Consider the following 25,325-nt stretch of genomic DNA (forward strand, 5'->3'; position numbering starts at 1 on the left):
CCCGTAGTCCGTATTTCATGGATCCAGCCACCGAAACCAGCATCCAGGACTACCTGCGCGCCGACATCGTCGCCGCCGATCTGCCCGATCTGCAGCCCCTGCTGGGCGCGCGCGACCTGCTGCGCGCGTTCTCTACCTTGTTCCACGGCGGCGAAGAGTCGGTGATGGTGCGCCTGCTGGTGCTGCGCGCGATCGGCGAGCGCGGCTCGGCGCCGGACTGGGCGCCGCAGGAACTGCGCGAACACTTCGCCTACCTCGACCCGGTCAAGTTCGACACCGTGATCGGCCGTCTGCGCGACAACGCGCTGCTGCTGTGGGACAACGAAAGCCAGCGCTACCGGATCAGCCCGGCCGGCCGTCAGGCCTTGTCGGCGATCGGCCTGCTGCTGCAGTTCAATCGCGAAGGCGATGAGCTGGCCTACGTGACCGCGCAGATCGCCGCCGGCCAGGCGGTGGGCCGGGTGCGTCCGGACGATTTGCAGCATCTGCTCTCGCGCCTCAACGAATTGCGCGAGGACTTCGACCAGGCCGTGCTCAGTGGTTCGGAGCACCGCATCCTGCGCGCCGCCGGCACCTTGCAGCAGGCCTGGCGCTGGATCGAGAAAGGCACCGAAATCGTCGAGGAAATTTCCGCCGATCTCGAACTCGACAGCCATACCCACCGCGTCGCCCAGCAGATCGGCCGCGCGCAGAGCGCGATGTTGCGCCAGGCCTCGGTGTTCCAGCGCGCGCTGAGCACGCTCGACCGCCATCGCGTGCATCTGGGCGCCAGCGGCCTGTCGTCTTCGGACGTGAATCGGTACTTGCGCGATCTGGATATCGACGCGCTGGCCGCGATCGCCGACGACGTGCTCGCGCGTTCGGCGATACCGGCCTTCATGCTCGCGCCGATCGCCCTGGACGTGGCCGAGTACGAACTGGTCGAACGCGAACGCGAAGCGCGCGAAGACCAGTCGCTGCCGCCGTCGATGGCCGCGCCCAGCGCCGACGGCTCGCCCGCGGCGGCCACCGATTTCCAGCACGCCGAACGTTGGCTCGACGAGTTGACCGCGCTGAGCGCGATGACCGGCGAGGACCCCTTGCTGAGCGAGCTGATTCCGCAGGACAGCTTCACGCTCAGCGCCTACCGCATGTCGCTGCTGGGCCTGATCGGCGATCCGGGCGCGGAAAACCGCGAAGGCGTCAGCGCCTCGATGGCGCGGTTGCCCTTGGCTTGGCACGTGGACAGCGAGTTCGAAACCGTCGAACGCGCCGGCGTGGCCTACATGAGCCGCGGCCGATTGCGCACGGTGAGCGAAGAAGAACGCCTGCAGGCGCGCGCGCCGCGCAAGCGCTCCAAAGCCGATATCGCCGAGAGCGAAGCGACCGACCAGTTGGCTCGCGTGATCGAAGACGGCGACGAGACGGGAACGGCCTCACCGCGCAAGCGCGCCGGCAAACCGAAGAACACCGATAAGAAGACCGCCTCCGCGCGCGGCACCGGGCAACCGGCACGGCGCGCGAAAGCGGCGAAGGAAACCGTGGACACCCCATGAACGACCCTATCGCTTCACTGATCGCGCGGCTGATCGCCGAACGCTGGCTGCCGCGCGACGACGTCGCCGTGCGCGACCTGCTCACCGACGCCGAACTGCGCAACGACCTCGACCGTCGCCTGGCTTCGGTCGGCATGCGCCTGCTCGAACATCCCTATGCGGCCAACATCGCTGTCGGCATCGCGCGGCCGCAGGAATCGGCGGTGTTCGGCAGCGCCAAGGCCTGGTCGTCGACCAATCTGCAACTCGACCGCGATGCGATCGCGCTGCTGGTGGTGCTGTGGGCGCTGTTGGTGTTGCCCAAGCGCCAGCGCCAGATCGCGCGCCAGCAGGCCGATCGCGATCAGGACCAGGAACAGATGTTCGCCGAGCTCAAACCGGTGCCGGTCGGCGCGGAAGTGGTCGAGCCGATCAACGAGCGCACGCTGCTGGCCGATTTCGGCGAAAAGCTCGGCGGCAAGACCCGCATCCAGTTCAGTCTGGGCACGCTGGCGCGGCAAGGTTTCATCGTCCGCCGCAAGGAGCGCATCCATGAAGGTCCGCTGCTGGATCTCGCCCTGGATTACGAACGCATCGCCGGCCGGGTGATGGACGGCGCGCTCACTTACGTGGTCGCCGAGGCGCGTCAGCACGCGTTGGAGCTGGCGGCGCAGGAAGCGGCCGAAGCCGCCGCTGCGGGCGAGGGCGGGGTCGATGCGACCGCGACGGATGCGACTTCGGATTCGTACCCGGTGTCGCCGCGCGTCGCCGCCACGGGCGCCATCGCCGCCGACGGTTACATCGATTTCGACGCGGCCGCGTTCGAGGCTTCGTTCACCGACGCCGATCCGCAATCCGAGTTCGAATCCAACGCCGACGCGGAGCCCGACCTCGCGCTCGACCCGGAAGACGCCCAGGCGCTCGCCGCCGAACCGTTGCCGCAGTTGCCGCCGCAGGCCGCCGAGTCCGCGTCGCAAACGCCCGAACCGTCCCCAGACACCGCAGAGAAGCAGGAGGCCGCGGCCGATGTTTGAGTTCCGCTCCCTCGAAGTCGTGCATTGGGACTACTGGCAGCGCTTTCAGTTGCCGCTGGATGCCTCGATCGTCACCGTGGTCGGCCCGAACGGTTCGGGCAAGACCACCTTGCTCGATGCGCTGCGCACCTTGCTGGCGATCGAAGACCGCGACACCGCACGCGACTACAAGACGTATCTGCGCCACAACGGCAAGCCTTACGCTTGGCTGCGCGCGGTGGTCAGCAATCGCGCCGACCGCCGCGGCGGCCGGCCGTTCTTTCCGATCAAGGACGATCTGGTCACCCTGGCCTGCCGCATCCGCAAGCGTGGCGGCGACTGGAGCCGCGACTACCAGATCGTCGGCGGCGACGTGCCGGTGGAAACCCTGGAGCAGGGCGGCGATTGGCTCGGCGTGCGCGATTACCGCGTGCGTCTGGCCGGTGCCGGCCTGACCCGCGCGATCTGCCGCGTGCTTACGCTCGAACAGGGCGCGACCGACAAGCTCTGCCAGTACTCGCCGCGCGAATTGCTGCAGCTGATCTTCGACGTGTTCGAAGACAAGGCCGTGCTCGACGATTACCAGCGCGCGCGCACCGAGCAGTTCGACGTGGAGAAGGAGCTGCAGCAGCTCGGCCAGGATCTGGCCGGCCTGCATCTGCGGCTGGAATCGGCCAAGGCCGATGTGCGCTCGTTCGAGGAAGGCAATGGGTTGCGCAATCAGCGCCAGCGCCTGGAAAGCGAGATCGCGCCGAAGGTCGAACTGGCCGAGCAGCGCAACGCGATCGAAGGCGCCAAGCCGCGCCTGACCGGCCTGCGCCGCGCGCTGCGCGAGCGCGAACGCGCGCTCGAGCAGATGCGCGACGAGGACGCGATCGCGTCGAGCGGCCGCGATGTGCTGGCCGAAGCCATGCGCGAAGCGCGGCATCAGGTCGGCGCCAGCGAACAGGCCTTCACCCAGGCCCGCGACGCCGCGCGCGACGCCGAAATGCTGGTCAAGCGCCGCGATGAGTTGGCCAAGCTGCAGGCGCAGCGCGGTTCGCTCGATGTCGACGCGCTCAGCGCCAGCGTCGAGAACGGACGCCGCCGTCAGGCCGAACTCAAGCTGGAAGCCGAACGCGACCGCAAGCGCGCCGGCGAGATTTCCGCGCAGATCGCCGCGCTCAGCGGTGGCGGCCGCATCGTCGAACCGTTCGAACGCGATTTCCGCGCGGCGCTCGATCAGGCCAGGATCGAGCACCGGGTGCTGACCGAACTGGTCGAGATCGTCGACCCGCAATGGTCGGTCGCGGTGGAAGCGGTGCTGGCGCCTTATCGCCATTTGCTGGTGCTGGAGAATCCCAAGCAATCGCGCGCGGCCTGGCAACTCGGCGAAAGCCAGCAGTATCGGCACTTCATCGTCGCCGAACGCGCGCCGGTGCCCAAGGCCAGCGCAGGTTCCTTGCTGGAAGTGGTGCGGTTCTCGGCCGATCCGCCGGCGTGGTTGCCGCGCCAGCTCGACCGCATCCGCCGAGTCAGCGACATCGAACACGGCTCGCGCCTGCCGGCCGGACAGGACTGGATCACCCAGAAGGGTTATCTGCGCGAAAGTCGCGGCGGCCGTCATATCGGCGGCAGCCAGCATCACTTCGGCACCGGCGCGCGGCAATCGCAGCTGGCCGAACTGCGCGCCGAGCAGGCCGCGGTCGCTCAGCGCGCGCAGTCGCGCGAAGCCGAGTTGCAGGAACTGAGCCAGCGCGTCGATGCCGATCAGTCGCGCTTGCTCGGCCTGGATGCGACCCAGGAACTGGTGACCCGCGCGGCCGAGTTCGCCGCCGCGCAGGCGCGTTTGCCGGAACTGGCCGAGGCCGCCGCGCTGGCCGCCGCCGCGCTGGCCCAGGCGCGCGCCAAGATCGACGAAGCCGGCGATCAGGACAAGGCCGAAGGCATCGCCGCGGCCAAGCGCCAGGGCCAGATCGACACGCTCGCGCGCGAGCTGCGCGAACGCGGGCAGCAGATCAACGGCGAGCGCCAGAGCCTGATCCAGCGCATCCTCGATTACCGCCGCAAGCGCGCGTTGATGCCCGAGTCCTGGCGCAGCCCGACCGCGCTGCAGGCCGCGCGCGCCGAGTACGAAAGCGCCTCGGCGGTGCGTCGCGAGCTCGAGCGCATGGACGACCGGCTGGAGCGCGGCGGTTTCGTCACCGACGAGGCCTGCGTGCCGCTGCGCGACAAGATCGGCGCCGACCACGATGAGCTCGCCAGTTCGATCATGCGCCGCGAAGGCCATCTGGAGCGCGCCAAGCGGCTCACCGAGGAAGCGCGCGGCGCCTACATCAACGTGTTGCGCGCGACCGTACGCCGCTACAAGAAGAATCTGGCCGCGCTCGGCGAGCTCGCCGGCATCGGCGTGGACGCCGACATGCCCGAGTTGGCCAACAACGACGTCGCTCTGGCCCAGGCCGGTTTGTCGGTGCGTTTCGATTTCGACCGCAAGGGCTGGATCGGCCTGGACGACGGCGAGGCCTCCGGCGGCCAGCAGGTGATGAAGTCGCTGCTGTTATTGGTGGCCTTGCTGCGCGATGAGGACCAGCCGGGCGGCTTCGTCTTCATCGACGAACCGTTCGCGCATCTGGACGTGTTCAACATCGAGAAGGTCGGCCGCTTCCTGCGCGCTACCGACGCGCAGTACATCCTGACCACGCCGATCACCCACAACCTCAACGTGTTCGATCCATCCGACCTGGTGCTGACCACCAGCAAGCGCCGCGGCGGCAGCGCCTGGGCGGAACCGGTGGCGGTGCTCAAGCGTCAGCGCGAGGACAATAAGGCGGCGTAACCAAAGCCGCGGCGAATTCCACGCCATCCCCCTGTAGGAGCGGCGCAAGCCGCGACCGCGAAACCTAGGTTTCGCCGCAACTGAGGTTTCGCGGTCGCGGCTTGCGTCGCTCCTACAGTGACTCAGTGGCGATCGAAGCGATCTGGTCGCAATCAGCGCGCCAGCGCTGGAACAATACGTCTCGCTAATACCGATGCGCTTCGGCTTGACTCACGCCGCGCCGCCCTTACTCTATGCACACGAAAAACCACCCGATCCTTTAGGCAGCAACCCGTCATGAAGCGCTTCCCGCTACTGATATCGCTGAACGCCCTGCGCGAGAGCGCGGGCCGGGTGCGCCTGCCTCCTGTGATCTACGGTTCGCGGTCGATGTAATCGGCCCCGCCGCAGCCACACCGAATCAGAGCACCCGCAAGGGTGCTTTTTTATTGCCTGTTGTTTGACCCGACGCCGGCCCGCGAGGCCGGATTCCACTCGCCGCCGTCGCTCGCAACCCAAGGAGAACGTGTCGTGAATACCGCGACCGATACCCAAACCTAGCCGCGCGCCCTGTCGCCAACCGGGGACGCGCGGCCTCCCTTCGTTGGCAACATTGCGAATCATCTTATGAACACCACCATTGCTTCGAGCTGGCGCAGCCTCGGCATCATCGCCCACGTAGACGCGGGCAAGACCACGCTCACCGAACGCCTGTTGTGGAAAACCGGCGCGATCCACCGCATGGGCGAAGTCCACGACGGCGCGGCCACCACCGACTTCACCAAGATCGAACAGGATCGCGGCATCACCATCGGCGCCGCGGCCGTGCAGACGCGCTGGACGCCGCAAGGCCAGGCCGAACATCGGCTGACCATCATCGACACGCCAGGCCATATCGACTTCGCCATCGAAGTCGAACGCTCGCTGCGCGTGCTCGACGGCGCGGTCGCCGTGTTCAGCGCGGTCGACGGCGTGCAGCCGCAATCGGAAACCGTGTGGCGCCAGGCGCGCCGGCACGGCGTGCCGCTGATCGCGTTCGTCAACAAGATGGACCGGATCGGCGCTTCGTTCGAGCGCACCCTGGCGCAGATGCGCGAGAAGCTCGACGCGGTGCCGTGGCCGCTGGGTCAGTCGATCGGCGTAGAAAACGATCTGCGAGGCTGGGTCGACTACGTCGCCCGCGACATCGTGCTGTGGGATGCGGACAACCAATTGTCCCGCCGCCCCTGGAGCGAGGACGAGGCGCGCGAATTCGAGCCGTTGCGTGCGCGCCTGATCGAGGCGGTCGCCGATCACGACGATGCGCTGGCCGAGGCGTTTCTGGAGGCGCGCGCGATCGATGCGGACGCGCTCAAGGCGGCGCTGCGCCGCGCCACGCTCAAGGGCGCGGGCACGCCGGTGCTCGGCGGTTCGGCGTTCAAGAACAAGGGCGTGGAAACGTTGTTGGACGCGATCGTCGACTATCTGCCGTCGCCGTTGGATCGGCCGAGCGTGCGCGCAGAAAGTGAAAGCGCACGCGAACGCGGCGAAGTCGCGCTCGCGCCGGATGCGTCCGGCCCGCTCGCGGGATTGCTGTTCAAGATCGTGCATCAGGAACACGGTGCGCTCTCGTTCGTGCGCTTGTACTCGGGCACGCTGCGGGTCGGCGATACGCTGTGGGCTTCGCGTCGCGATAAGTCGGTGCGGGTCGGCCGCTTGGTCGTGGTCCAGGCCAATCGCGGGCACGACGTCGATGTCGCCTATGCGGGCGAGATCGTCGCGGTCCAGGGTTGGAAGGATGCGGTCAGCGGCGAAACGTTGAGTGCGGTCGGCAACCGGTTGGTACTGGACGCGATCCAGGCGCAACCGGCGGTGCTGTCGTGGCGTCTGACCGCGGGCAAGGCGGGCGACTTGATCCGCCTGGGCCAAGGGTTGGCTAGCCTGGCACAGGAAGATCCGTCGTTCCGTGTGGGCACCGATTCGGAAACCGGCGAGACCTTGGTATGGGGCATGGGCGAACTGCATCTGGACGTGATGGTGCAGAAGCTGCGCGACGATTGGGGCGTGGAAGTGCGCACCGGATCGCCGCGCGTGGCCTACCAGGAAACGCCGAGCGCCGCGGTGCGCGCGATCGAAGGCAAGTTGTCCAAGCAGAACGGCGGCACCGGGCAGTTCGCCCGTGTGGTGATCGATGTCGAGCCGCGCCAGGACGGGCAGTTCGAGTTCGTCGATCGCACGACCGGCGGTGTGGTGCCGCGCAACTTCGTCAATGCGACGGAGAAGGGCTTGCGCCTCGCGCTCGCGGAAGGCCCGCGCGGTTACCCCGTAGTCGGTCTGACCGTGACCTTGACCGACGGCCAGACCCACGCGGTGGATTCGTCCGAACTGGCGTTCCAGCGCGCGGCCGGCGATGCGCTCAAAGCGGCGTTGGCGCAAAGCGGCACGACCTTGCTCGAACCGGTGATGTCGCTGGTCATCGACACGCCCGGCGGCAACGTCGGCGACGTGGTCGGCGATCTGCAACGGCGCTCGGGCCGGGTGGTGTCGCTCGAGGACAAGGGCACGCGCACCGATGTGACCGCGCGCGCCCCGCTGGCCCAGTTGTCGGGTTACACGACCGCGTTGCGGTCGTTGACCCAGGGCCGCGCTTCGGCGTCGATGGTGTTCAACGGCTATGAGGAAGCGCGTTCTGCGCCGAAGGCGGCGTAAGCGCTGTGTGGTAGGCAACACGAGACAGGGCCGGCATGCCGGCCCTGTTTTTAACTCGGATTCGTGGGTTTTCTTTTGCTCGTCATCCCCGCCTTCGCGGGGATGACGGCTTCAAGCTATAGGGCGATCTGGATGGAACAGGAGCCGCTCCTGCGCGCCGTCACCATCCCGCCAACACCAACTTCCCGATCGTCTTGCCCGACTCCAACCGCCGATGCGTCTCGCGCAGATTCGCCGCGTCGATCTTGCCCAGCGTTTCGGTGTGCGTGCCCTTGAGCTCGCCCGCATCGATCAACTGCGCCACGCGGTCGAGGATCTTGCCTTGTTCGATCATGTCCGGCGTCTTGAAGCGCGGACGGGTGAACATCATTTCCCAGTGGATGCCGATGCACTTGGCCTTGTACGGGTCGCCGATCTTGAGCGCGCCGGGCGGCTCGACGATCAGGCCCACATGGCCCTGCGGCGCCAGCAGTTCGCCGAGCGTTTCCCAATAGTGGGCGGTGTCGACCAGATTGACCGCGGCGTCGATCTGCTCGAAACCCAAAGCCTGCAGCTGCGGCGCCAGCGGTTGGCGATGGTCGATCACATGGTCGGCCCCCATCTGCTTGCACCATTGGACGCTTTCGTCGCGCGAGGCGGTCGCGATCACGGTGAAGCCGGCGCGTTTGGCGATCTGGATCGCGATCGAGCCCACGCCGCCGGCACCGGCGACGATCAACAACGACTTGCCCCGCCCGCCGCTGTCCGGATCGAACGGCATGCGCTGGAACAGCAGTTCCCAGGCGGTGATCGTGGTCAGCGGCAAGGCCGCCGCCTGCGCCGCGCTGAGCGACTTGGGCGCCGCGCCGACGATGCGTTCGTCGACCAGATGTAGTTCGCTGTTGGTGCCCGGACGGGTGATGTCGCCAGCGTAGTAGACGCGGTCGCCGACCTTGAAGCGGGTGACGCTTTCGCCGACCGCTTCGACGACGCCGGCGGCGTCGTAACCGAGCACGCGCGGCTGCGCCTCGACCTGCGGCTTGGGCGAGCGCAACTTGGTATCGACCGGATTGACCGAAATCGCCTCGACCCGCACCAGCAGATCGTGGCCGCTGGCGGTCGGCGCGGGCAGGTCGACGTCGACCAGCGACTGCGGATCGTCGATCGGGAGGTAACGGGTGAGTGCTACGGCTTTCATTGCGGACTCCGGATTGCGTGGGAGGGTGAGGCCGGCATCGATGGATCGATGGCGGATTGTGGGCCAAGCGGCCGGCCCGTTCTGCGAAAGCGCGCCGGCCGCGAGATATCTGGATTCAGCGCGTGCCGAACAACGCCGCCTCGTCTACGGCTTGCGCCATGGCGCGGTAACCGGCGTCGCCCGGATGCAGGCGATCGCCCGAATCGTAGGCCGGCAGGAAACGCCGCGGATGCTTGGGATCGCGGGTGATCGCATCGAAGTCGACCACCGCGTCGAACTCGCCGCTGTCGCGGATCCAGGCGTTGACCGCCTGGCGCACCTTTTCCTTGTCGGCGCTGTAGTAATCGCGGATCGGCGCATCCGGCAGCGCGCCTTCGAACGGGGTCAGGGTAGCGCCGACGATGCGCACCGAGTCGAGCCGCGCGCGCGCGATCAACTGGCGGTAGCCCTCGATCAGGCGTTCGGCGCTCATCGCTTCGCGTTGGGGCTCGAAGCTGCTGCCGGGCCAGCCGATGTCGTTGATGCCGATCAGCACGAACACGGTGTCGGGTTTGAGGCTGAGCACGTCGCGTTCGAATCGCGCCAAGGCGCTTACGCCCATGCCGTCGTTCAACACTTGTCCACCGGAGATGCCGGCGTTGAGCACGGCCACGTCGCGCGCGGCCAGCCGCTGGGCGAGGACGTCCGGCCAGCGTTGGTAACGGTTCGGCGTGGAGGCGGCGCCGTCGGTGATCGAATCGCCCAGGGTCACCACGGTGCGGGTCGGCCGCGCCGGTTCGACATAGACGCCGCTGAGGAAAGGCCGGGTCTGCAGGACTTCGCCGCCGTCGATGCGCGCGTCGGCGGTGCGGTCGCCGGCGGCCAGATAGGCGTCCTGGCGTCCTTCCCAGTGGAAAGTTTTCAGTGGCGTGTCTTGCGGCAGATACAGGCTGACCGCGACTTCGCCGAGCGCGGCGACATCGAGTTCGACCGGATCGCTGAGCACTGGCGCGCCCGCCGGCACGGTCACGCTGGAACGGCCGCCGAAGGTCAGCGCGCGGTCGCTGTCGGTGTCGATGCGCGAGCCGCCGGCGCTGCGGGCGATGCGCGCCGCGCCGATGACCAGCGGCCGGTCGCCGTAGGCGTTGGACACCGTGATGCGCACGCGCTGGCCGCCGACGCTGACGCGCGCGACCTGGCGCACGGTCTGATCGTGCAGCCGCTGCGGCGCGCCATTGGGCAGGACGAAGCCGGCTTCCCAGGTCGCCTGAGGGCTGGCGATCCAGGTGCCGACCCAGCGCGTGCCGTCGGCGGCCTGGGCCGGGACGGTCAGCGCCAGCGCGACCGCGGCGGCGGCGAGCGGCTTGAGCAGGGACGAAGCGTTCATGAGGAGAGTCCGCAATAACGTCGGGGATTCGACGGGCTCACGTTAGGTTCTTCCGATTCGCGCCAGTAGCAGGCAAGATCGCATATGGTTCATTCCATATCGGAATGAACAGCGTCCCGGGAGTGGCATGGACACGCTTCGCAGCCTCCAGACCTTCGTGCGCGCGGTCGAATTGGGCAGCTTGTCGGCCGTCGCGCGCGAGCAGGGCACCACCCAGCCGACGATCAGCAAGACCGTCGCGGCGTTGGAACAAGACCTCGGCGTGCGCCTGCTCCAGCGCAGCACCACCCACCTGGCGCCGACCGAACAAGGCCGGCGTTTCTACGAACGCGCGCGGCGGGTGATCGAGGAGTACGGCGAAGCGGTGGCCGACGCGCGCGGCCTCACCGAAACACCGGCCGGGCTGCTGCGGGTGAGCGCGCCGGTCAGCATCGGCGTGCTGCGTTTGAATCGATTGGCGCAGGAGTTTCTGGCGTTGTATCCGCAGATCGAGATCGAGCTGATCCTCAACGACCGTTTCGTCGATCTGGTCGAGGAGGGCATGGATGCGGCGCTGCGGCTCGGCGCGAACCTGCCGCCGAACGTGGTCGCGCGCCGCGTCGCGCTGTCGCCGCGCGGATTGGTCGCGTCGGTCGAGTATCTGGCGCGGCATCCTCGCATCGAAACGCCGGCCGACGTGGCCGCGCACAACTACCTGCGTTTCGCCTGGGCCGGCGACAGCATCGAACTGCACGGGCCCGGCGGCGAGGTGCAGCGCCTGAGCGCGAACGGGCGGTACCGGATCAACAATTCGCTGGGGATACGCGAGAGTTTTCTGATCGGCGCAGGCGTCGGCCTGGCGCCGGCCTGGTTGGTCCAGGACCTGATCGACAGCGGCGAATTGGCCTGGGTGTTGCCGCAATGGAAGGCCTCGGCGCATGAAGCGTATCTGCTGTATCCGGCGCGGCGGTATCTGCCGTTGCGCACGCGGGTGTTCGTGGAGTTCTTGAGTGAGCGGTTGGTGCGGTTGCCGGGGTTCTTTGCAGTGGCCGATCAGGCCTGATGCTCCAAAGCTTTTGCCGTCATTCCCGCGAAGGCGGGAATCCAGAGACTGCAGAGTCACTCCTCGGTGAATCCCTGGATTCCCGCCTTCGCGGGAATGCCGAGCAAGGGCGAAGGCGACCATTCGTATCGAGATCGGCATACGCATCGAGTAGTCGAAGCTCGAACTCAACCCGCGGCGCAAACCGCAGCCGCTTCGCCTTCCACCCGCGCATCCGCGGCAATCGCAGCCGCGCGTTTAGGCGCATCCAACTTGGCCGCCAACACCGCCAACACCAATCCCGACAGCGTCACCAACGCCGCAACCCAAGTCACCGCGCCCAATCCCGGGCCATGTTCGATCACCGCGCCGCCGAGCCACGCGCCGAGCGCATTGCCGAGATTGAACGCGCCGATGTTGAGACTCGAAGCGAGGTTCTGCCCGGCCGGATCGGTCTTCTGCAACACCCACAGTTGCAGCGGCGGCACGGTTGCGAACGCGGCTACGCCGAGCAGGCCGACGAAGGCGATCGCGGCGAGCTGATGGTGCAAGGCGAAAGTCATCACGCCCAACACGATCGCCAAGGCGATCAAGGTGCCGATCAACGCCGGCGCCAGACGTTTGTCGGCCAGTCGTCCGCCGATCAGATTGCCCAGGATCATGCCGCCGCCGAACACCAAAAGAATCGGTGAAACCGCGGCAGCGCTGAATCCGCTGATGGAGGTAAGAATCGGCTGGATAAAGGTATAAACCGTAAACACACCGGCAAAGCCCAACACCGTCATCAACAAGCCAAGCAACACCTGCGGGTGCACCACCGCCTTGATTTCGCGGCGCAGCGCCACCGGCTCGGGCTTGCTCTTGTCCTTCGGCACCAGCGTGGCGATCACCACAGTCGCGATCAGGCCGATGATCGACACCGCCCAGAACGTGGAACGCCAACCGTACTGCAGGCCCAGCCACGCGCCGGCGGGCACGCCGAGCAAGGTGGCCACGGTCAGGCCGGTGAACATGATCGAGATCGCCGAGGCTTTCTTGTCGGCCGGCACCAGGCCGGTGGCGACGACGGCGCCGACGCCGAAGAACGTACCGTGCGCCAGCGAGGTGATCACCCGCGCGATCATCAGCACGGTGTAGTTCGGCGCGATCGCGCAGACGATGTTGCCGAGGGTGAAGATCACCATCAGCGCCACCAGCACCGCCTTGCGCGGCATGCGCCCGGTGGCGATGGTCAGCACCGGCGCACCGACGAACACGCCCAGCGCATAGCCGGAGATCAGCAGCCCGGCCGCGGCCAGGCCGACCTGCAGATCGGCGGCGACCTGCAGCAGCAGGCCCATGATCACGAACTCGGTGGTGCCGATGCCGAAGGCGCCGACGGTCAGCGCGTACAGCGCGATCGGCAGACCCTTGGCACTGGGTACTGTCTCGGTGGCGGCTGGCGTGGCGGCGGGGGAGGAGGACGGGGCATGCATGGGGGCGCATCCGGGGAAAGATGCGGCAGTCTGGGCCGTTGCATCTTGTGGAAAAACCCGCAGGATGACGAATCACTATCAACGGTTCGTTGAAAATGCCATGGACCGCATCGCCGACCTGACCCTGTTCCTGCGGGTGCTCGACCTGGGCTCGATCAGCGCCGCCGCGCGCAGCCTGGACGTATCGGTGGCCGTCGCCAGCCAGCGCCTGAAGCGGCTGGAACGCGACCTGGGCGTGCGCCTGCTGCACCGGACCACGCGCCAACTGCACGCCACCGCCGAGGGCGTGGCCCTGGCCGAACGCGGCCGGGCCCTGATCGAGGAGCTCGAAGGCCTGACCAGCGACCTGCGCCAATCCGGCAGCGAGCCTTCGGGCGTGTTGCGCGTTACCACGTCGGCTTCGTTTGGGCGCATGTACATCTCGCCGTTGCTGCCCGAGTTCCAGCGCCGCTACCCGGCGGTGCGTTTGAGCGTGAACCTCAACGACGAGCGGCTGGACCTGATCGCCTCGGGCATGGACCTGGCGATCCGCATCGGCCCGCTCGACGATTCCAGCCTGGTCGCGCGCAAACTCGCCGACAACCGCCGGCTGCTGGCGTGTTCGCCCGACTACCTGCGCCGCCACGTCGCGCCGCGCGTGCCCGGGGATCTGGCCGATCACGAATGCCTGCTGCTGGTCGGAGCGCAGGGGCGCATGGACTATTGGCGCATGCTCGATGGCGCGGGCCACGAGACCACGGTGCGGGTCAACGGGCGGCTCGAGAGCAACTTCGGCGAAGTGCTGCGCGACGCGGCGATCGCAGGCTTGGGCATCGCCCATTTTTCGGCCTGGCACGTACACGAGGACCTGCGCGCGGGGCGCTTGGTCGAAGTACTGCCGGGTTACCGATTGCCCGACACCGCGATCAACGCGGTGATGCCGCAGCGCCGGTTCGTGCCGTTACGGGTGAGGGCGTTCGTGGATTTCGTGGCCGAGTCGTTCGGACAGGTGCCGCCGTGGGAGCGAACCGCATGACCACTCCGCGTCGCCGAGCGCCGCTGTAGGAGCTGCGCAAGCTGCGACCGTGTCATAACGGCAACGCTGAAAGTTCCGTCGCAGTTGAGTTGTCGCAGTCGCAGCTTGCGCAGCTCCTACAAGAGCAGGCGCGACTGTCGCGGCGATCGGGCAAGGCTTTTAAATCACGCTTCAATCGAATCCGAACGCATCCAAGGCCAGCGATCCCATCTCGTGCGAGCGATGGATCGTCCGTACGTTCGGCGCTTCGCCCGCCGCGCCCAGCGCGACGAACAGCGGCATCAGATGCTCGACCGTGGGATGCGCATGCCGCGCGTTCGGCGCCTGCGCTTGCCAGTCGAGCAGGGCGGCATGATCGCCGGCATCGAGTTTCTCGTGCATCCACGCACTGAACTCCGCCGCCCACGACGGCATCGGCGCGTCGCGTTGCGTCCAGTCCAGGTCGCCCAGGTTGTGCACGAAACCGCCCGAACCGATCACCAACACCCCTTCGTCTCTCAATGCAGCCAGTGCCTGGCCCACGGCATAGTGCTGCGCGGCCGTGCCATGCGGCATGACCGATAACGGCACCACCGGAATATCCGCCTGCGGATACATCCGCCGCAGCGGCACCCACACCCCATGGTCCAGGCCGTGGTTGTCGCGCAGCTTGGCGTTGAGACCGGCGTCGCTGAGCCGCGCGGCGATCTGTTCGGCCAGGCGCGGCAGGCCCGGCGCCGGGTACTGGATCTGGTACAGCGGCTGCGGAAAGCCGCCGAAGTCGTGCACGGTGTGCGGTTTGTCGTGGCCGCCGACCATCGGCCGGTCGGTCATGAAGTGGGCCGAAGCGATCACGATCGCGCGCGGCCACGGCAGTTGCTGACCCAGCGCATCGAGAAAACGCCCGGCGGGCGAATCTTCCAGCGCGAGCATCGGCGAGCCGTGGGAAAGGAACAAGGTGGGCAAGCGAGTCGGGATGTCCATGCCCGAAGGGTGATCCTCGGCCGGGCGATTTCCAAGTTCGGCCGGCGCGCAACATCGTTCTGTAATTGCGAGCAATTCGCAACAACCTGTCGGATTGTCCGCTCCGACGCTTCCGTATCGTCGCCGCGCAATCGGCCTGCGAGCCGACACGGCGCAACCGGTCGCCGCGCCGGACCCTTCGCGTCTGGCAAAATAGCGGGCTCACTCACCCGTTCGCAGGCCCCGTGCACATGAGCCACTTCGACATCCGCTCGACCGTCCGCCCCGATCCCGACAAGCCGATGGTCGACATCGCCGACTACGTCGCCGACTACAAGATCGATTCGAAAGAGGCTTACGACACCGCCCGCTACATGCTGCTCGACTCTTTGGCCTGCGCCGCGCTGGCTATGGACCACAAGGAGTGCCTCAAGCACCTCGGCCCGCTGGTGCCGGGCGCGCAGATGAGCGGCGGCGCGCGCGTGCCGTACACCTCCTATGAGCTCGACCCGGTCCAGGCCGCCTACAACATCGGCGTGCAGATCCGCTGGCTCGACTTCAACGACACCTGGCTCGCGGCCGAATGGGGCCATCCGTCCGACAACCTCGGCGCCATCCTCGGCGTGGCCGACTACCTGGGCCGCAAGGCCGAGGCTGAAGGCGGCAAGGCCATGACCGTGCGCGACGTGCTCGGCCACGCGATCAAGGCCCACGAAATCCAGGGTGGCTACGCGCTCAAGAATTCGTTCAACCGGGTCGGCCTGGATCACGTGATCCTGGTGCGCCTGGCTTCGACCGCTGTCACCACCCAGATGCTGGGCGGCAACAAGGAAGCGATCGTGACCGCCGTGTCGCACTCGTGGATCGACAACGGCGTGCTGCGCACCTACCGCCACGCGCCGAACACCGGCCCGCGCAAGAGCTGGGCCGCCGGCGACGCCTGCCGCCGCGCCGTCACTCATGCCTTGAATGCCGTGAAGGGCGTGGTCGGTTATCCGAGCGCGCTGTCGGTCAAGACCTGGGGCTTCTACGACATCGCCTTCAAGGGCAAGCAGTTCGAGTTCGAGCGCCCGTTCGGCAGCTACGTCATGGAGAACGTTCTCTTCAAGATCAGCTTCCCGGCCGAGTTCCACGCCCAGACCGCGGTCGAGTGCGCGATGAAGCTGCACGATCAGGTCAAGGACAAGCTGGACCAGATCGAGCGCATCGAGCTGGAGACCCAGGAAGCCGGCGTGCGCATCATCGACAAGGCCGGCCCGCTGGCCAATTACGCCGACCGCGACCACTGCCTGCAGTACATGGTCGCCGTGCCGCTGATCTTCGGCCGCCTGACCGCCGACGACTATGTCGACGCCATCGCCGCCGATCCGCGCATCGACGCCCTGCGCGACAAGATGACGGTGAAGGAGAACGAGCAGTTCACCAAGGACTACTTCGATCCCGACAAGCGCTACATCGGCAACTCGGTGCAGGTGTTCTTCAAGGACGGTACGTCCACCGAAAAGGTGTCCATCGACTTTCCGATCGGCCACCGCAAGCGCCGCGCCGAGGGCATCCCGGTGCTGATGGCCAAGTTCGAGGCCGCCGTCCGCGCCAAGTTGCCGGCCGCCCAGGCCGACCGCCTGCTGGCCTTGGCCAACAACCCGGCCGAACTCGAAGCCCTGCCGGTGACCGAATTCATGGCCCTGTTCGCCCAGTCGGCCAAGTAAGCCGCCCGCTTCGGCAATCCACACCCGAGAAGTGCAGTTCGTTGCTGAACGGACTGCCTTCTCGAACCTGAATGGATCGCTACTCGGTCCCAGTATTCATGGAACCGAGTCGAATGTTAGACGGTTGTTAACACCGCTTTCACGTTGGCAAACCTACTCTGCGCAGCGATGGCGTCATCCAGGCGGCCGTCCTGAACGGTAGAAACCTCGCAGACGCGGTTTCCAAAAATTTTTAGAACCAGGAGCTACAAGATGAATAAGAAACTCCTCTGTGCCGCCCTGCTGGGTGGTTTGAGCCTCGCGCAGGTCGCCAGCGCTCAGGACTTCGACGACCGTTGGTACCTGACCGGCGCTGCCGGCATGAACATCCAGGACAACGACCGCGGCACCCGCAACGCTCCGTTCGGTGCGATCGGCCTGGGCAAGTTCCTTAACAAGAACTGGTCGTTGGACGGTGAACTGAACTATCAGAACCCGAAGTTCGACGACAACCAGGACGCCAACTGGAGCCAGTACGGCATCTCGCTGGACCTGCGTCGCCACTTCGTGACCGACGGCCGTAACTGGAACCCGTACGTCCTGATGGGCCTGGGCTACCAGCGTTCGGAAGAAGAGTACCTGTTGCCGTCGGTGCTCTCGCCGGGCAACCGTAAGGACGGCAACTTCGCCGCCAAGGTCGGCGTGGGTATCCAGGGCGACCTGGGCCGCGTCGGTATCCGTACCGAGCTGGCGTACCGCGCCGACTTCGACGACACCAGCGTGAACGCGCCGCAGGAAGATTGGTTCGGCGACGTGCTGGCTTCGGTCGGCATCGTGATCCCGCTGGGTCCGGAGCCCGTTGCTGCCGTGGCTCCGGCCCCGATCGTGGAAGCCGGTTGCGCCGATAAGGACGACGACGGCGACGGCGTGAACAACTGCGACGACAAGTGCCCCGGTTCGCAAGCTGGCCAGACCATCGGTCCGGACGGCTGCCCGGTCCCGGTCTCGATCGACCTGAAGGGCGTGAACTTCGATTTCGACAAGGCGACCCTGCGTCCGGACGCGGTCACCATCCTCAACGAGGCCGCCGAAATCCTGAAGCGCTACCCCGAGCTGAAGGTCGAAGTCGCCGGTCACACCGACCTGTGCGGTAAGGACGAGTACAACCAGAAGCTGTCGGAGCGTCGCGCCAAGGCTGCGTACGACTACCTGACCAGCAATGGCGTCGACGGTGGCCGTCTGGCCGGTCCGATCGGCTACGGCGAGAGCCGTCCGCTCGAGCCGACCCCGCAGACCTTCCCGGCCTGCAAGAGCGAAAAGAACCGCCGCACCGAGCTCAACGTCCAGAACTGATCGGACGAGGCGGCAGCTACGGGCCGTTCGCGGCCCGCAGTGCAACAAAGCTGAAGCCCGGCCTAGCGCCGGGCTTCATTTTTGTATCGCAACCGCACGCGTAAGCATTATCAAAACTAAGACATCCGCCGCATTTTGTTTCCGAATTCCGACCGTTCGTCGGCCGAATCGAGACGAAGTGGGCGTAGCGAGTATGTAAACGTTACATACAAATCTGCTCATACCCGACTGAACTACGTTAAGTGGTATTAACAAACTTCTTGACCGTGTATGATCCCCCCGCCAGTGACTGCGGCGCCCGGCCATGCCAGTGCTGAAAGTGTCTCTGTCACAGGAGTCAGCGCCGCATAAGACTGTCCCGATCACACAGTCCCGATCACCCCCCGTTCCGATCGATCTGAAGGAGTTACAAATGAAGATTCGTATGTTGAGCACCGCATTGCTCGCGGGCTTGGCTTTTTCGCAGGCTGCCAGCGCGCAGGATTTCGATGACCGCTGGTACCTGACCGGTGCTGCCGGCATGAACATCCAGGACAACGACCGCGGCACCCGCAACGCTCCGTTCGGTGCGATCGGCCTGGGCAAGTTCCTTAACAAGAACTGGTCGTTGGACGGTGAACTGAACTATCAGAACCCGAAGTTCGACGACAACCAGGACGCCAACTGGAGCCAGTACGGCATCTCGCTGGACCTGCGTCGCCACTTCGTGACCGACGGCCGTAACTGGAACCCGTACGTCCTGATGGGCCTGGGCTACCAGCGTTCGGAAGAAGAGTACCTGTTGCCGTCGGTGCTCTCGCCGGGCAACCGTAAGGACGGCAACTTCGCCGCCAAGGTCGGCGTGGGTATCCAGGGCGACCTGGGCCGCGTCGGTATCCGCACCGAGCTGGCGTACCGCGCCGACTTCGACGACACCAGCGTGAACGCGCCGCAGGAAGATTGGTTCGGCGACGTGCTGGCTTCGGTCGGCATCGTGATCCCGCTGGGTCCGGAACCCGTTGCTGCCGTGGCTCCGGCCCCGATCGTGGAAGCCGGTTGCGCCGATAAGGACGACGACGGCGACGGCGTGAACAACTGCGACGACAAGTGCCCCGGTTCGCAGGCTGGCCAGACCATCGGTCCGGACGGCTGCCCGGTCCCGGTCACCATCGACCTGAAGGGCGTGAACTTCGATTTCGACAAGGCGACCCTGCGTCCGGACGCCGTGGCCATCCTCAATGAGGCCGCCGAGATCCTGAAGCGCAACCCGACCCTGCGCGCCGAAGTCGCCGGTCACACCGACCTGTGCGGTAAGGACGAGTACAACCAGAAGCTGTCGGAGCGTCGCGCCAAGGCCGTGTACGACTACCTGACCAGCAATGGCGTCGAAGCCACCCGTCTGGCGGGCCCGGTGGGCTACGGCGAGAGCCGTCCGCTCGAGCCGACCCCGCAGACCTTCCCGGCCTGCAAGAGCGAGAAGAACCGCCGCACCGAGCTCGGCGTCCAGAACTGATTGGACGATCGGCAACTGCGGGCCGTTCGCGGTCCGCAGTGCAACAAACCAAGAAGCCCGGCCTCGTGCCGGGCTTCTTTTTTGCGTGCGTAGCGGGTCGCTGACGGACGGTCGCGCGAACGCCGGCGCGCGCTTGCGGCCGCTAATGCAGCCCGTTCATAAGAAATGCCGATAAGCGACTGATTTCGCGGGTTGTCCGATCTGTTCGCCGCGCCTACACTGGCGCGCATCGTTGAAAACACGCGCGCCGGCTTCGCCTTTCGCGCCGATCACTGGAGAGAGAGCCATGCGCCGATTGCTTGCCGCCACGTCGTTGATCCTGATCGCCGGAGCGGCGCAGGCGCAGAGCAGCACCGCCAACTGCGCGGCCTTGACCGCGGCGCGCGCACAGCCGGTGCAACCGACCCTGATCGCGCCGGTCTCGCCGGAACTGGTCGCGCCCTCGCATCAACTCGGCGCGCCGACCGGCGTGCTGTCGCAGGCCTTGGACGAAGCGTTGTCGGTCGACCAGGTGCTGCTGCGTATCCGTCTGGACGGCTGCAATGTGGCCAAGGCCACGCCGGCCTCGACCGGTATGCCCTCGGCCAACGATCCGGCGGCCTACAAGCCCAAGACCGAGTTCGACAACACGCCCTGGCGCTTCGACATGAGCCAGGGCGGCAAGCGCATGACCGCCGACGAATTCAGCGCCTGGATGAAGGCCAAGGGCGTGCGCGTGGCCAAGGGCGCCGCCGCCGCTCCGGCCGCTGAACCCGCGCCGGCCGCTCCGGCTCCGGCGCCCGCTGCGGCCGAGCAGAAGAAAAAGAAGTAAGCCTCGCACACGAGGTTTAATTCCGATGGCCGTGGGCGACGCCCGCGGCCGTTTTACTTTGAGTATGGCGCGCCGCGGAGTATCGGCGTGGCACGCCATGCGATCGGGTTTCGATCCGTTGCGATAATGCGCGGCGCATCGCGCGCATCCGCATTCGGGATATCGGCGGCGGCGCTATGGCTTCGTCGGCCCGGCGCGAATCGCCGAATAATGCGTTAACGCGCTGAATATCGGAAGGTGCGCCGATAATCTCAATCATCGGTCGCGTTCGCCGCCGTGGCGATACCGTCTGAGCATCACTGCTTCCAGGATAGCTGCGTTGAACAAACCATTGCCCCGACACGGCCTGGCCCGCGTGCTGTCCAAGCAGGGGCTGTGTTCGCGCAGCGAGGCGGCGAAATGGATCGCGGCCGGACGCGTGTCGGTCGACGGCTGCATCGTGCGCGATGCGGAGTTTCCGATCGTGCAGGGCCGCCACCACATCGTCGTCGATGGCAAAGCGCCCGATGCCGCGCCGCGAATGTACCTGATGCTGAACAAGCCGCGCGGTCTGGTGACCACGGTCAGCGACGAACGCGGCCGGGACACCGTGTACCGCTGCTTCGACGGCGCCACGGTCGATGGCGCGCCGCTGCCATGGCTGGCTCCGGTCGGCCGGCTCGACAAGGCCAGCGAAGGCCTGCTGCTGTTCTGCAACGACCCGCAATGGGCCGCGAACATCACCGATCCGGAGCTCGGGCCGGACAAGACCTATCACGTGCAGATCGACGCGATTCCCGACGCAGCGCAGCTGGCCGCGCTGCAGGTCGGCGTGAGCGAAGACGGCGAACTGCTGCGAGCCAAATCCGCGGTCTTGCTGCGCAGCGGCGAAAAGAACGCGTGGCTGGAGATCGTGCTCGACGAAGGCCGCAACCGACAAATCCGGCGTTTGCTGGCGACGTTCGACCTCAACGTGTTGCGGCTGATCCGGGTGGCGATCGGTTCGCTGGCTTTGGGCGATCTGGGCAAGGGCCAGTGGCGTCAGCTGAGCCAGGACGATCTGGACGATTTGCGATGAGGCGAACACAGAGTGGACCCGAACTCCGACCGGGATAACAGTCGTCGCCGACAGCGGCGCGATACATTGCCGAGGTAAGGATTGTCGGATCAAGCCCTAAGCGTCGGCGCCGCCCAAACAGGGTTCGAGCGCCCACGCAATCACAAGGAGGTGCACCGCCCGCAGGACAGGGCCATTCCATTGGAAATCGTATGCAGCGTCGCGAACCGCGCGGCGTCGGCGCGCGTGACGCCTATTGGCGACGTCGACGTCGCGCCAATAAATCGACCATTCAAGGAGAAACACGATGACTTACGAAATCGCACGTTCCGCCATCGCCCGGCCCGTCGCCGCCCGGTTCGCCGCCTTGCGCGTGCTGATGCTGTCGCTGCTGATGCTGGTCAGCCAAGGCGTCTGGGCCGATCCGGTCGTGGCCGATCAGGTGCTGTCGGTGACCAAGCAGAACTTCACCGTGCTCAAGCAAAACTACCAGATCGCCAAGATCCAGTTGCAGGCCGGGCAAACCAACGCCGCGGTGATGTCGTTCACCCTGGCCAAGGTGCAGGCTACGAAAATGACCTCGGATCTGATCCGCCTGTTGAATGAGAACCGGCATACGCTGGACAACGGCCTCTACCAGAACGGTGACGAGCAACAGCGGACGGTGAACTTCAACACCATCGCCAAGAGCACCGCGCAGACGCTCCAAGTCAAGTTGACGATCCTGACGATGCAGCCGACCTCGCAGATCGATCTGGTCATCGCCGATCAGGCGCTGACCCGGTTGACGTTTGATATGAATCGGGTCGAGCAGGCGATGATCGCCGCGCAACAGTAAGCCATTACGGCTGCGGCGCGGATCGCCGCATCGCCCCCACTTCAAGGAGAAAACGATGTCGTACGCAATCACTGTTTCCGATCCTGGCATCCAATCGCCTGCGTTCATGCCGGGCCGATCGGCCAAGGCCCTGCTGGCCGGACTCGTCGCGCTGCTGCTCGCAAGCACGCTGTTGTTCAGCGGCCGCGCCTCCGCCGATCCGGTCGTCGCCAACCAGATCCTGCAGGCGATTCGTCAGGATCGGCAGGTGCTCGACTTGTATATTCAGCTGGCCAAGCAGCACGCATCGAGCGGCAACATCGCCGCAGCGCGTTCGACCTATCTGTCGGCGAACATGGAGGCGCTCAAGCTGAGCGCTCGTTTGCGGAATCTGCAGCAGCAGAATCTGGATTCGTTGAATCGCGGCCTGTATCGCGATCGCGCCGCGCTGGAGCGAGCCATCCAGTTCGGGCAGTCGGCCAATGTGGACATCAAGGTGCTGGCGCTGGACCTGCAGATGCTTACGCAAACGCCGACTTCCCTGCAGTTTCAGACGCAGCTGCAGATCGACACGATCAAGTTCAATATGAACATGGATCGGCTGGAGCAGGCGATGCGCGACGCTTGATCGCATCGCATCGCATCGCGGCTAAGGCGCGGACCGCGCCTTAGCCGTTACGTTGCCTTGTCGAAGAAGTGGCCTGGGCCCGCGGCAAGCCGTCAGGCCTTGATGACGCCCAATTCGCGGCCGATCTTGACGAACGCGTCGATCGCGCGATCCAGATGTTCGCGGGTATGCGCGGCCGACATCTGCGTGCGGATGCGCGCCTGGCCCTGCGGAACCACCGGGAAGAAGAAGCCGATCGCGTAGATGCCTTCTTCGAGCAGACGCGAGGCGAACTTCTGCGCGAGCGGGGCGTCGTACAGCATCACCGGGCTGATCGGATGCACGCCGGGCTTCACGTCGAAGCCGGCCTGGGTCATCCGCTCGCGGAAGTACGCGGTGTTCTGCGCCAACCGGTCGCGCAGGTCGCCGGCCGCCGACAGCATCTCGAACGCCTTGATCCCCGCGGCCACCACGTGCGGCGGCAGCGAATTGGAGAACAGGTACGGGCGCGAACGCTGACGCAGCAGTTCGATCACTTCCTTTTTGGCGGTGGTGAAGCCGCCGAGCGCGCCGCCCATGGCCTTGCCCAGGGTGCCGGTGAAGATGTCGATCCTGTCCATCACGCCCTTGACCTCGGCCGAGCCGCGGCCGGTCTGGCCGAGGAAGCCGGTGGCGTGGCATTCGTCGATATGCACCAGCGCGCCGTACTTTTTCGCCAGTGCGGTGATCTCGTCGAGCGGGGCGATGAAGCCGTCCATCGAGAACACGCCGTCGCTGGTGATCAGCTTGGTTTTGCAACCGGCCGCGTCGGCGGCCTGCAGCTGCTTCTCCAGATCGGCCATGTCGCAATTGGCGTAGCGGAAGCGCTTGGCTTTGCACAGGCGCACGCCGTCGATGATCGAGGCGTGGTTGAGCGCGTCGGAGATGATCGCGTCGTTTTCGCCGAGCAGCGGCTCGAACAAGCCGCCGTTGGCGTCGAAGCACGCGGCGTACAGGATCGTATCTTCGGTGCCGAAGAAATCCGCGATGGTTTTTTCCAACTGCTTGTGCAGGTCCTGGGTGCCGCAGATGAAGCGCACCGAAGCCATGCCGAAGCCGTGCGTGTCGAGCGCGTCCTTGGCCGACTGGATGATGTCGGGATGATCGGCCAGGCCCAGGTAGTTGTTGGCGCAGAAGTTCAGCACCGTACGGCCGTCTTCGAGCACGATCTGCGCCGACTGCGGGCTGGTGATGATGCGCTCGGACTTGAACAGGCCCTGGGCGCGGATTTCGTCGAGGGTGTCGGCGTAGTGTTGGGTCAGGGACATGAGGGGCCGGGATTCGAGATTAGGGATTTGGGATTGGCAAAAGCGGGATGGCTGAGATCGGGCGGGATCGCTTTACGAATCCCGTAAACCCAATCCCGAATCCCGCTCAGTTCCAACTAAGCACGACCTTGCCCGCCTTGCCCGCTTCCATCAGATCGAAACCCTTCTGGAAATCGTCGATCGGCAGCTGATGGGTGAGCACCTTGCCGAGCGGGAAACCGCCGAGCACGAGCTGCGTCATCTTGTACCAGGTCTCGTACATCTTGCGGCCGTAGATGCCGTGCAGGGTCAGGCCCTTGAAGATGATCTTGTCCCAGTCCGCGCCGGCGCCCTTGGGCATGATGCCGAGCATGGCGATCTTGCCGCCGTGGTACATGCAGTCGAGCATGTCGTTGAACGCGCGCGGGTTGCCGCTCATTTCAAGGCCGACGTCGAAGCCTTCCATGTGCAGGTCGGCCATCACGTCCTTGAGCGACTGGTTGGCGACGTTGACCACGCGGGTGGCGCCCATGTCGGCGGCGAGCTTCAAGCGGAAATCGTTGACGTCGGTGACCACCACGTTGCGCGCGCCGATGTGCTTGCAGATGCCCGCGGCGATGATGCCGATCGGGCCGGCGCCGGTGATCAGCACGTCCTCGCCGACCACGTCGAATTCCAGCGCGCAATGCGCGGCGTTGCCGTAAGGGTCGAAGAACGCGGCCAGTTCGCTGGGGATCTGGTCGGGAATCGGCCACAGATTGCTGGCCGGCATGACGATGTACTCGGCGAACGCGCCATTGCGGTTGACGCCGATGCCGGTGGTGTTGGGGCACAGGTGCTGGCGGCCGCCGCGGCAATTGCGGCAGTGGCCGCAGACGATATGGCCTTCGGCCGACACGCGCTGGCCGGGGCGATAACCGACCACGCCGGGGCCGAGATCGACCACGCGACCGACGAATTCATGGCCGATCACCAAGCCTGGCTTGATCGTGCGCTGGCTCCACTCGTCCCACAGGTAGATGTGCAGGTCGGTACCGCAGATCGCGGTCTTTTCCAGCTTGATCAGCACCTCGTTCGGGCCGGGCACAGGCACCGGAACTTCTTCCATCCAGATGCCCTTGCCGGCTTCGCGCTTGACCAGGGCTTTCATCGTTTGCGTCATGGGACTCGATACCTGTGGGCCGCGGCCGGGCCGGGCGGGAATGAAGGCCGAATTATACGCACTCG

General features: G+C 66.0%; 19 protein-coding genes. 13 read left to right on the forward strand and 6 right to left on the reverse strand.

What is annotated here, in order from left to right; all coding sequences use genetic code 11:
- Positions 1–17: 17 nt before the first annotated feature.
- The 4 genes from ACTOWJ_RS25415 to fusA all read left to right on the forward strand — a co-directional run bounded on the left by ACTOWJ_RS25415 (position 18) and on the right by fusA (position 8,012).
- The gene (locus ACTOWJ_RS25415; RefSeq protein WP_441337411.1) at positions 18–1,535 is read left to right on the forward strand and encodes a hypothetical protein; all 1,518 of its coding nucleotides are present in this window, start codon (positions 18–20) and stop codon (positions 1,533–1,535) included.
- Positions 1,532–2,548, forward strand: a complete 1,017-nt coding sequence (locus ACTOWJ_RS25420; RefSeq protein WP_441337412.1) for a hypothetical protein — start codon at positions 1,532–1,534, stop codon at positions 2,546–2,548. The genes ACTOWJ_RS25415 and ACTOWJ_RS25420 overlap by 4 nt, the downstream gene beginning before the upstream one ends.
- On the forward strand, positions 2,541–5,345 hold the full coding sequence (locus ACTOWJ_RS25425) for an AAA family ATPase (RefSeq protein WP_441337413.1): 2,805 nt from the start codon (positions 2,541–2,543) through the stop codon (positions 5,343–5,345). Before ACTOWJ_RS25420 ends, ACTOWJ_RS25425 begins: the two co-directional genes overlap by 8 nt.
- Positions 5,346–5,951: 606 nt before the next feature.
- Entirely contained in the window at positions 5,952–8,012 is a 2,061-nt protein-coding gene (fusA, locus tag ACTOWJ_RS25430) for an elongation factor G (protein ID WP_441337414.1), read from the forward strand.
- A gap of 160 nt (positions 8,013–8,172) precedes the next feature.
- Here fusA and ACTOWJ_RS25435 read toward each other — a convergent pair whose 3' ends face one another.
- Both ACTOWJ_RS25435 and ACTOWJ_RS25440 read right to left on the reverse strand, forming a co-directional pair.
- Positions 8,173–9,189, reverse strand: coding sequence for a zinc-binding alcohol dehydrogenase family protein (locus tag ACTOWJ_RS25435; protein WP_441337415.1), 1,017 nt, complete (start codon positions 9,187–9,189; stop codon positions 8,173–8,175).
- A 115-nt stretch (positions 9,190–9,304) separates the two neighbouring features.
- Positions 9,305–10,555 carry an SGNH/GDSL hydrolase family protein gene (locus tag ACTOWJ_RS25440; RefSeq protein WP_441337416.1) on the reverse strand — a complete coding sequence of 417 codons (1,251 nt, stop codon included), beginning with the start codon at positions 10,553–10,555 and terminating at the stop codon, positions 9,305–9,307.
- A gap of 127 nt (positions 10,556–10,682) precedes the next feature.
- On the opposite strand from ACTOWJ_RS25440, the gene ACTOWJ_RS25445 reads away from it, so the two are divergent.
- Complete coding sequence (locus tag ACTOWJ_RS25445; protein ID WP_441337417.1) at positions 10,683–11,597, forward strand: LysR substrate-binding domain-containing protein; 915 nt, start codon at positions 10,683–10,685, stop codon at positions 11,595–11,597.
- A gap of 167 nt (positions 11,598–11,764) precedes the next feature.
- Here the strand turns inward: ACTOWJ_RS25445 and ACTOWJ_RS25450 are convergent, their stop codons facing one another.
- Positions 11,765–13,051 carry an MFS transporter gene (locus ACTOWJ_RS25450; RefSeq protein WP_441337418.1) on the reverse strand — a complete coding sequence of 429 codons (1,287 nt, stop codon included), beginning with the start codon at positions 13,049–13,051 and terminating at the stop codon, positions 11,765–11,767.
- A 100-nt stretch (positions 13,052–13,151) separates the two neighbouring features.
- On the opposite strand from ACTOWJ_RS25450, the gene ACTOWJ_RS25455 reads away from it, so the two are divergent.
- A complete protein-coding gene (locus ACTOWJ_RS25455) occupies positions 13,152–14,066 on the forward strand; it encodes a LysR family transcriptional regulator (protein ID WP_441337419.1) in 915 nt (304 codons plus the stop codon).
- A gap of 171 nt (positions 14,067–14,237) precedes the next feature.
- Here the strand turns inward: ACTOWJ_RS25455 and ACTOWJ_RS25460 are convergent, their stop codons facing one another.
- Positions 14,238–15,029 (reverse strand): DODA-type extradiol aromatic ring-opening family dioxygenase, encoded by a 792-nt coding sequence (locus tag ACTOWJ_RS25460; protein WP_441337420.1) that lies wholly within the window; start codon positions 15,027–15,029, stop codon positions 14,238–14,240.
- Between the two features lie 230 nt (positions 15,030–15,259).
- On the opposite strand from ACTOWJ_RS25460, the gene ACTOWJ_RS25465 reads away from it, so the two are divergent.
- The 7 genes from ACTOWJ_RS25465 to ACTOWJ_RS25495 all read left to right on the forward strand — a co-directional run bounded on the left by ACTOWJ_RS25465 (position 15,260) and on the right by ACTOWJ_RS25495 (position 22,833).
- Complete coding sequence (locus ACTOWJ_RS25465) at positions 15,260–16,717, forward strand: bifunctional 2-methylcitrate dehydratase/aconitate hydratase (protein WP_441337421.1); 1,458 nt, start codon at positions 15,260–15,262, stop codon at positions 16,715–16,717.
- A gap of 252 nt (positions 16,718–16,969) precedes the next feature.
- Positions 16,970–18,049 (forward strand): OmpA family protein, encoded by a 1,080-nt coding sequence (locus tag ACTOWJ_RS25470; protein ID WP_441337422.1) that lies wholly within the window; start codon positions 16,970–16,972, stop codon positions 18,047–18,049.
- A gap of 412 nt (positions 18,050–18,461) precedes the next feature.
- Positions 18,462–19,541 carry an OmpA family protein gene (locus tag ACTOWJ_RS25475; RefSeq protein ID WP_441337423.1) on the forward strand — a complete coding sequence of 360 codons (1,080 nt, stop codon included), beginning with the start codon at positions 18,462–18,464 and terminating at the stop codon, positions 19,539–19,541.
- A 286-nt stretch (positions 19,542–19,827) separates the two neighbouring features.
- Positions 19,828–20,352: a hypothetical protein gene (locus tag ACTOWJ_RS25480; RefSeq protein WP_441337424.1), complete on the forward strand. Its 525-nt coding sequence runs from the start codon at positions 19,828–19,830 to the stop codon at positions 20,350–20,352.
- 319 nt (positions 20,353–20,671) lie between these two features.
- The gene (locus tag ACTOWJ_RS25485) at positions 20,672–21,409 is read left to right on the forward strand and encodes a pseudouridine synthase (protein WP_441337425.1); all 738 of its coding nucleotides are present in this window, start codon (positions 20,672–20,674) and stop codon (positions 21,407–21,409) included.
- A gap of 286 nt (positions 21,410–21,695) precedes the next feature.
- Positions 21,696–22,226, forward strand: coding sequence for a hypothetical protein (locus ACTOWJ_RS25490; RefSeq protein ID WP_441337426.1), 531 nt, complete (start codon positions 21,696–21,698; stop codon positions 22,224–22,226).
- Positions 22,227–22,281: 55 nt separating this feature from the next.
- Positions 22,282–22,833 carry a hypothetical protein gene (locus tag ACTOWJ_RS25495; protein WP_441337427.1) on the forward strand — a complete coding sequence of 184 codons (552 nt, stop codon included), beginning with the start codon at positions 22,282–22,284 and terminating at the stop codon, positions 22,831–22,833.
- A gap of 92 nt (positions 22,834–22,925) precedes the next feature.
- Here ACTOWJ_RS25495 and kbl read toward each other — a convergent pair whose 3' ends face one another.
- Together kbl and tdh are read right to left on the reverse strand one after the other, a co-directional pair.
- Positions 22,926–24,119, reverse strand: a complete 1,194-nt coding sequence (gene kbl / locus ACTOWJ_RS25500) for a glycine C-acetyltransferase (RefSeq protein ID WP_441337428.1) — start codon at positions 24,117–24,119, stop codon at positions 22,926–22,928.
- Between the two features lie 106 nt (positions 24,120–24,225).
- Positions 24,226–25,260, reverse strand: coding sequence for an L-threonine 3-dehydrogenase (gene tdh, locus ACTOWJ_RS25505; RefSeq protein WP_441337429.1), 1,035 nt, complete (start codon positions 25,258–25,260; stop codon positions 24,226–24,228).
- Positions 25,261–25,325: the final 65 nt, after the last annotated feature.

It is taken from the genome of Lysobacter sp. CA199 (genome assembly GCF_052078715.1).
GTDB lineage: Bacteria > Pseudomonadota > Gammaproteobacteria > Xanthomonadales > Xanthomonadaceae > Lysobacter.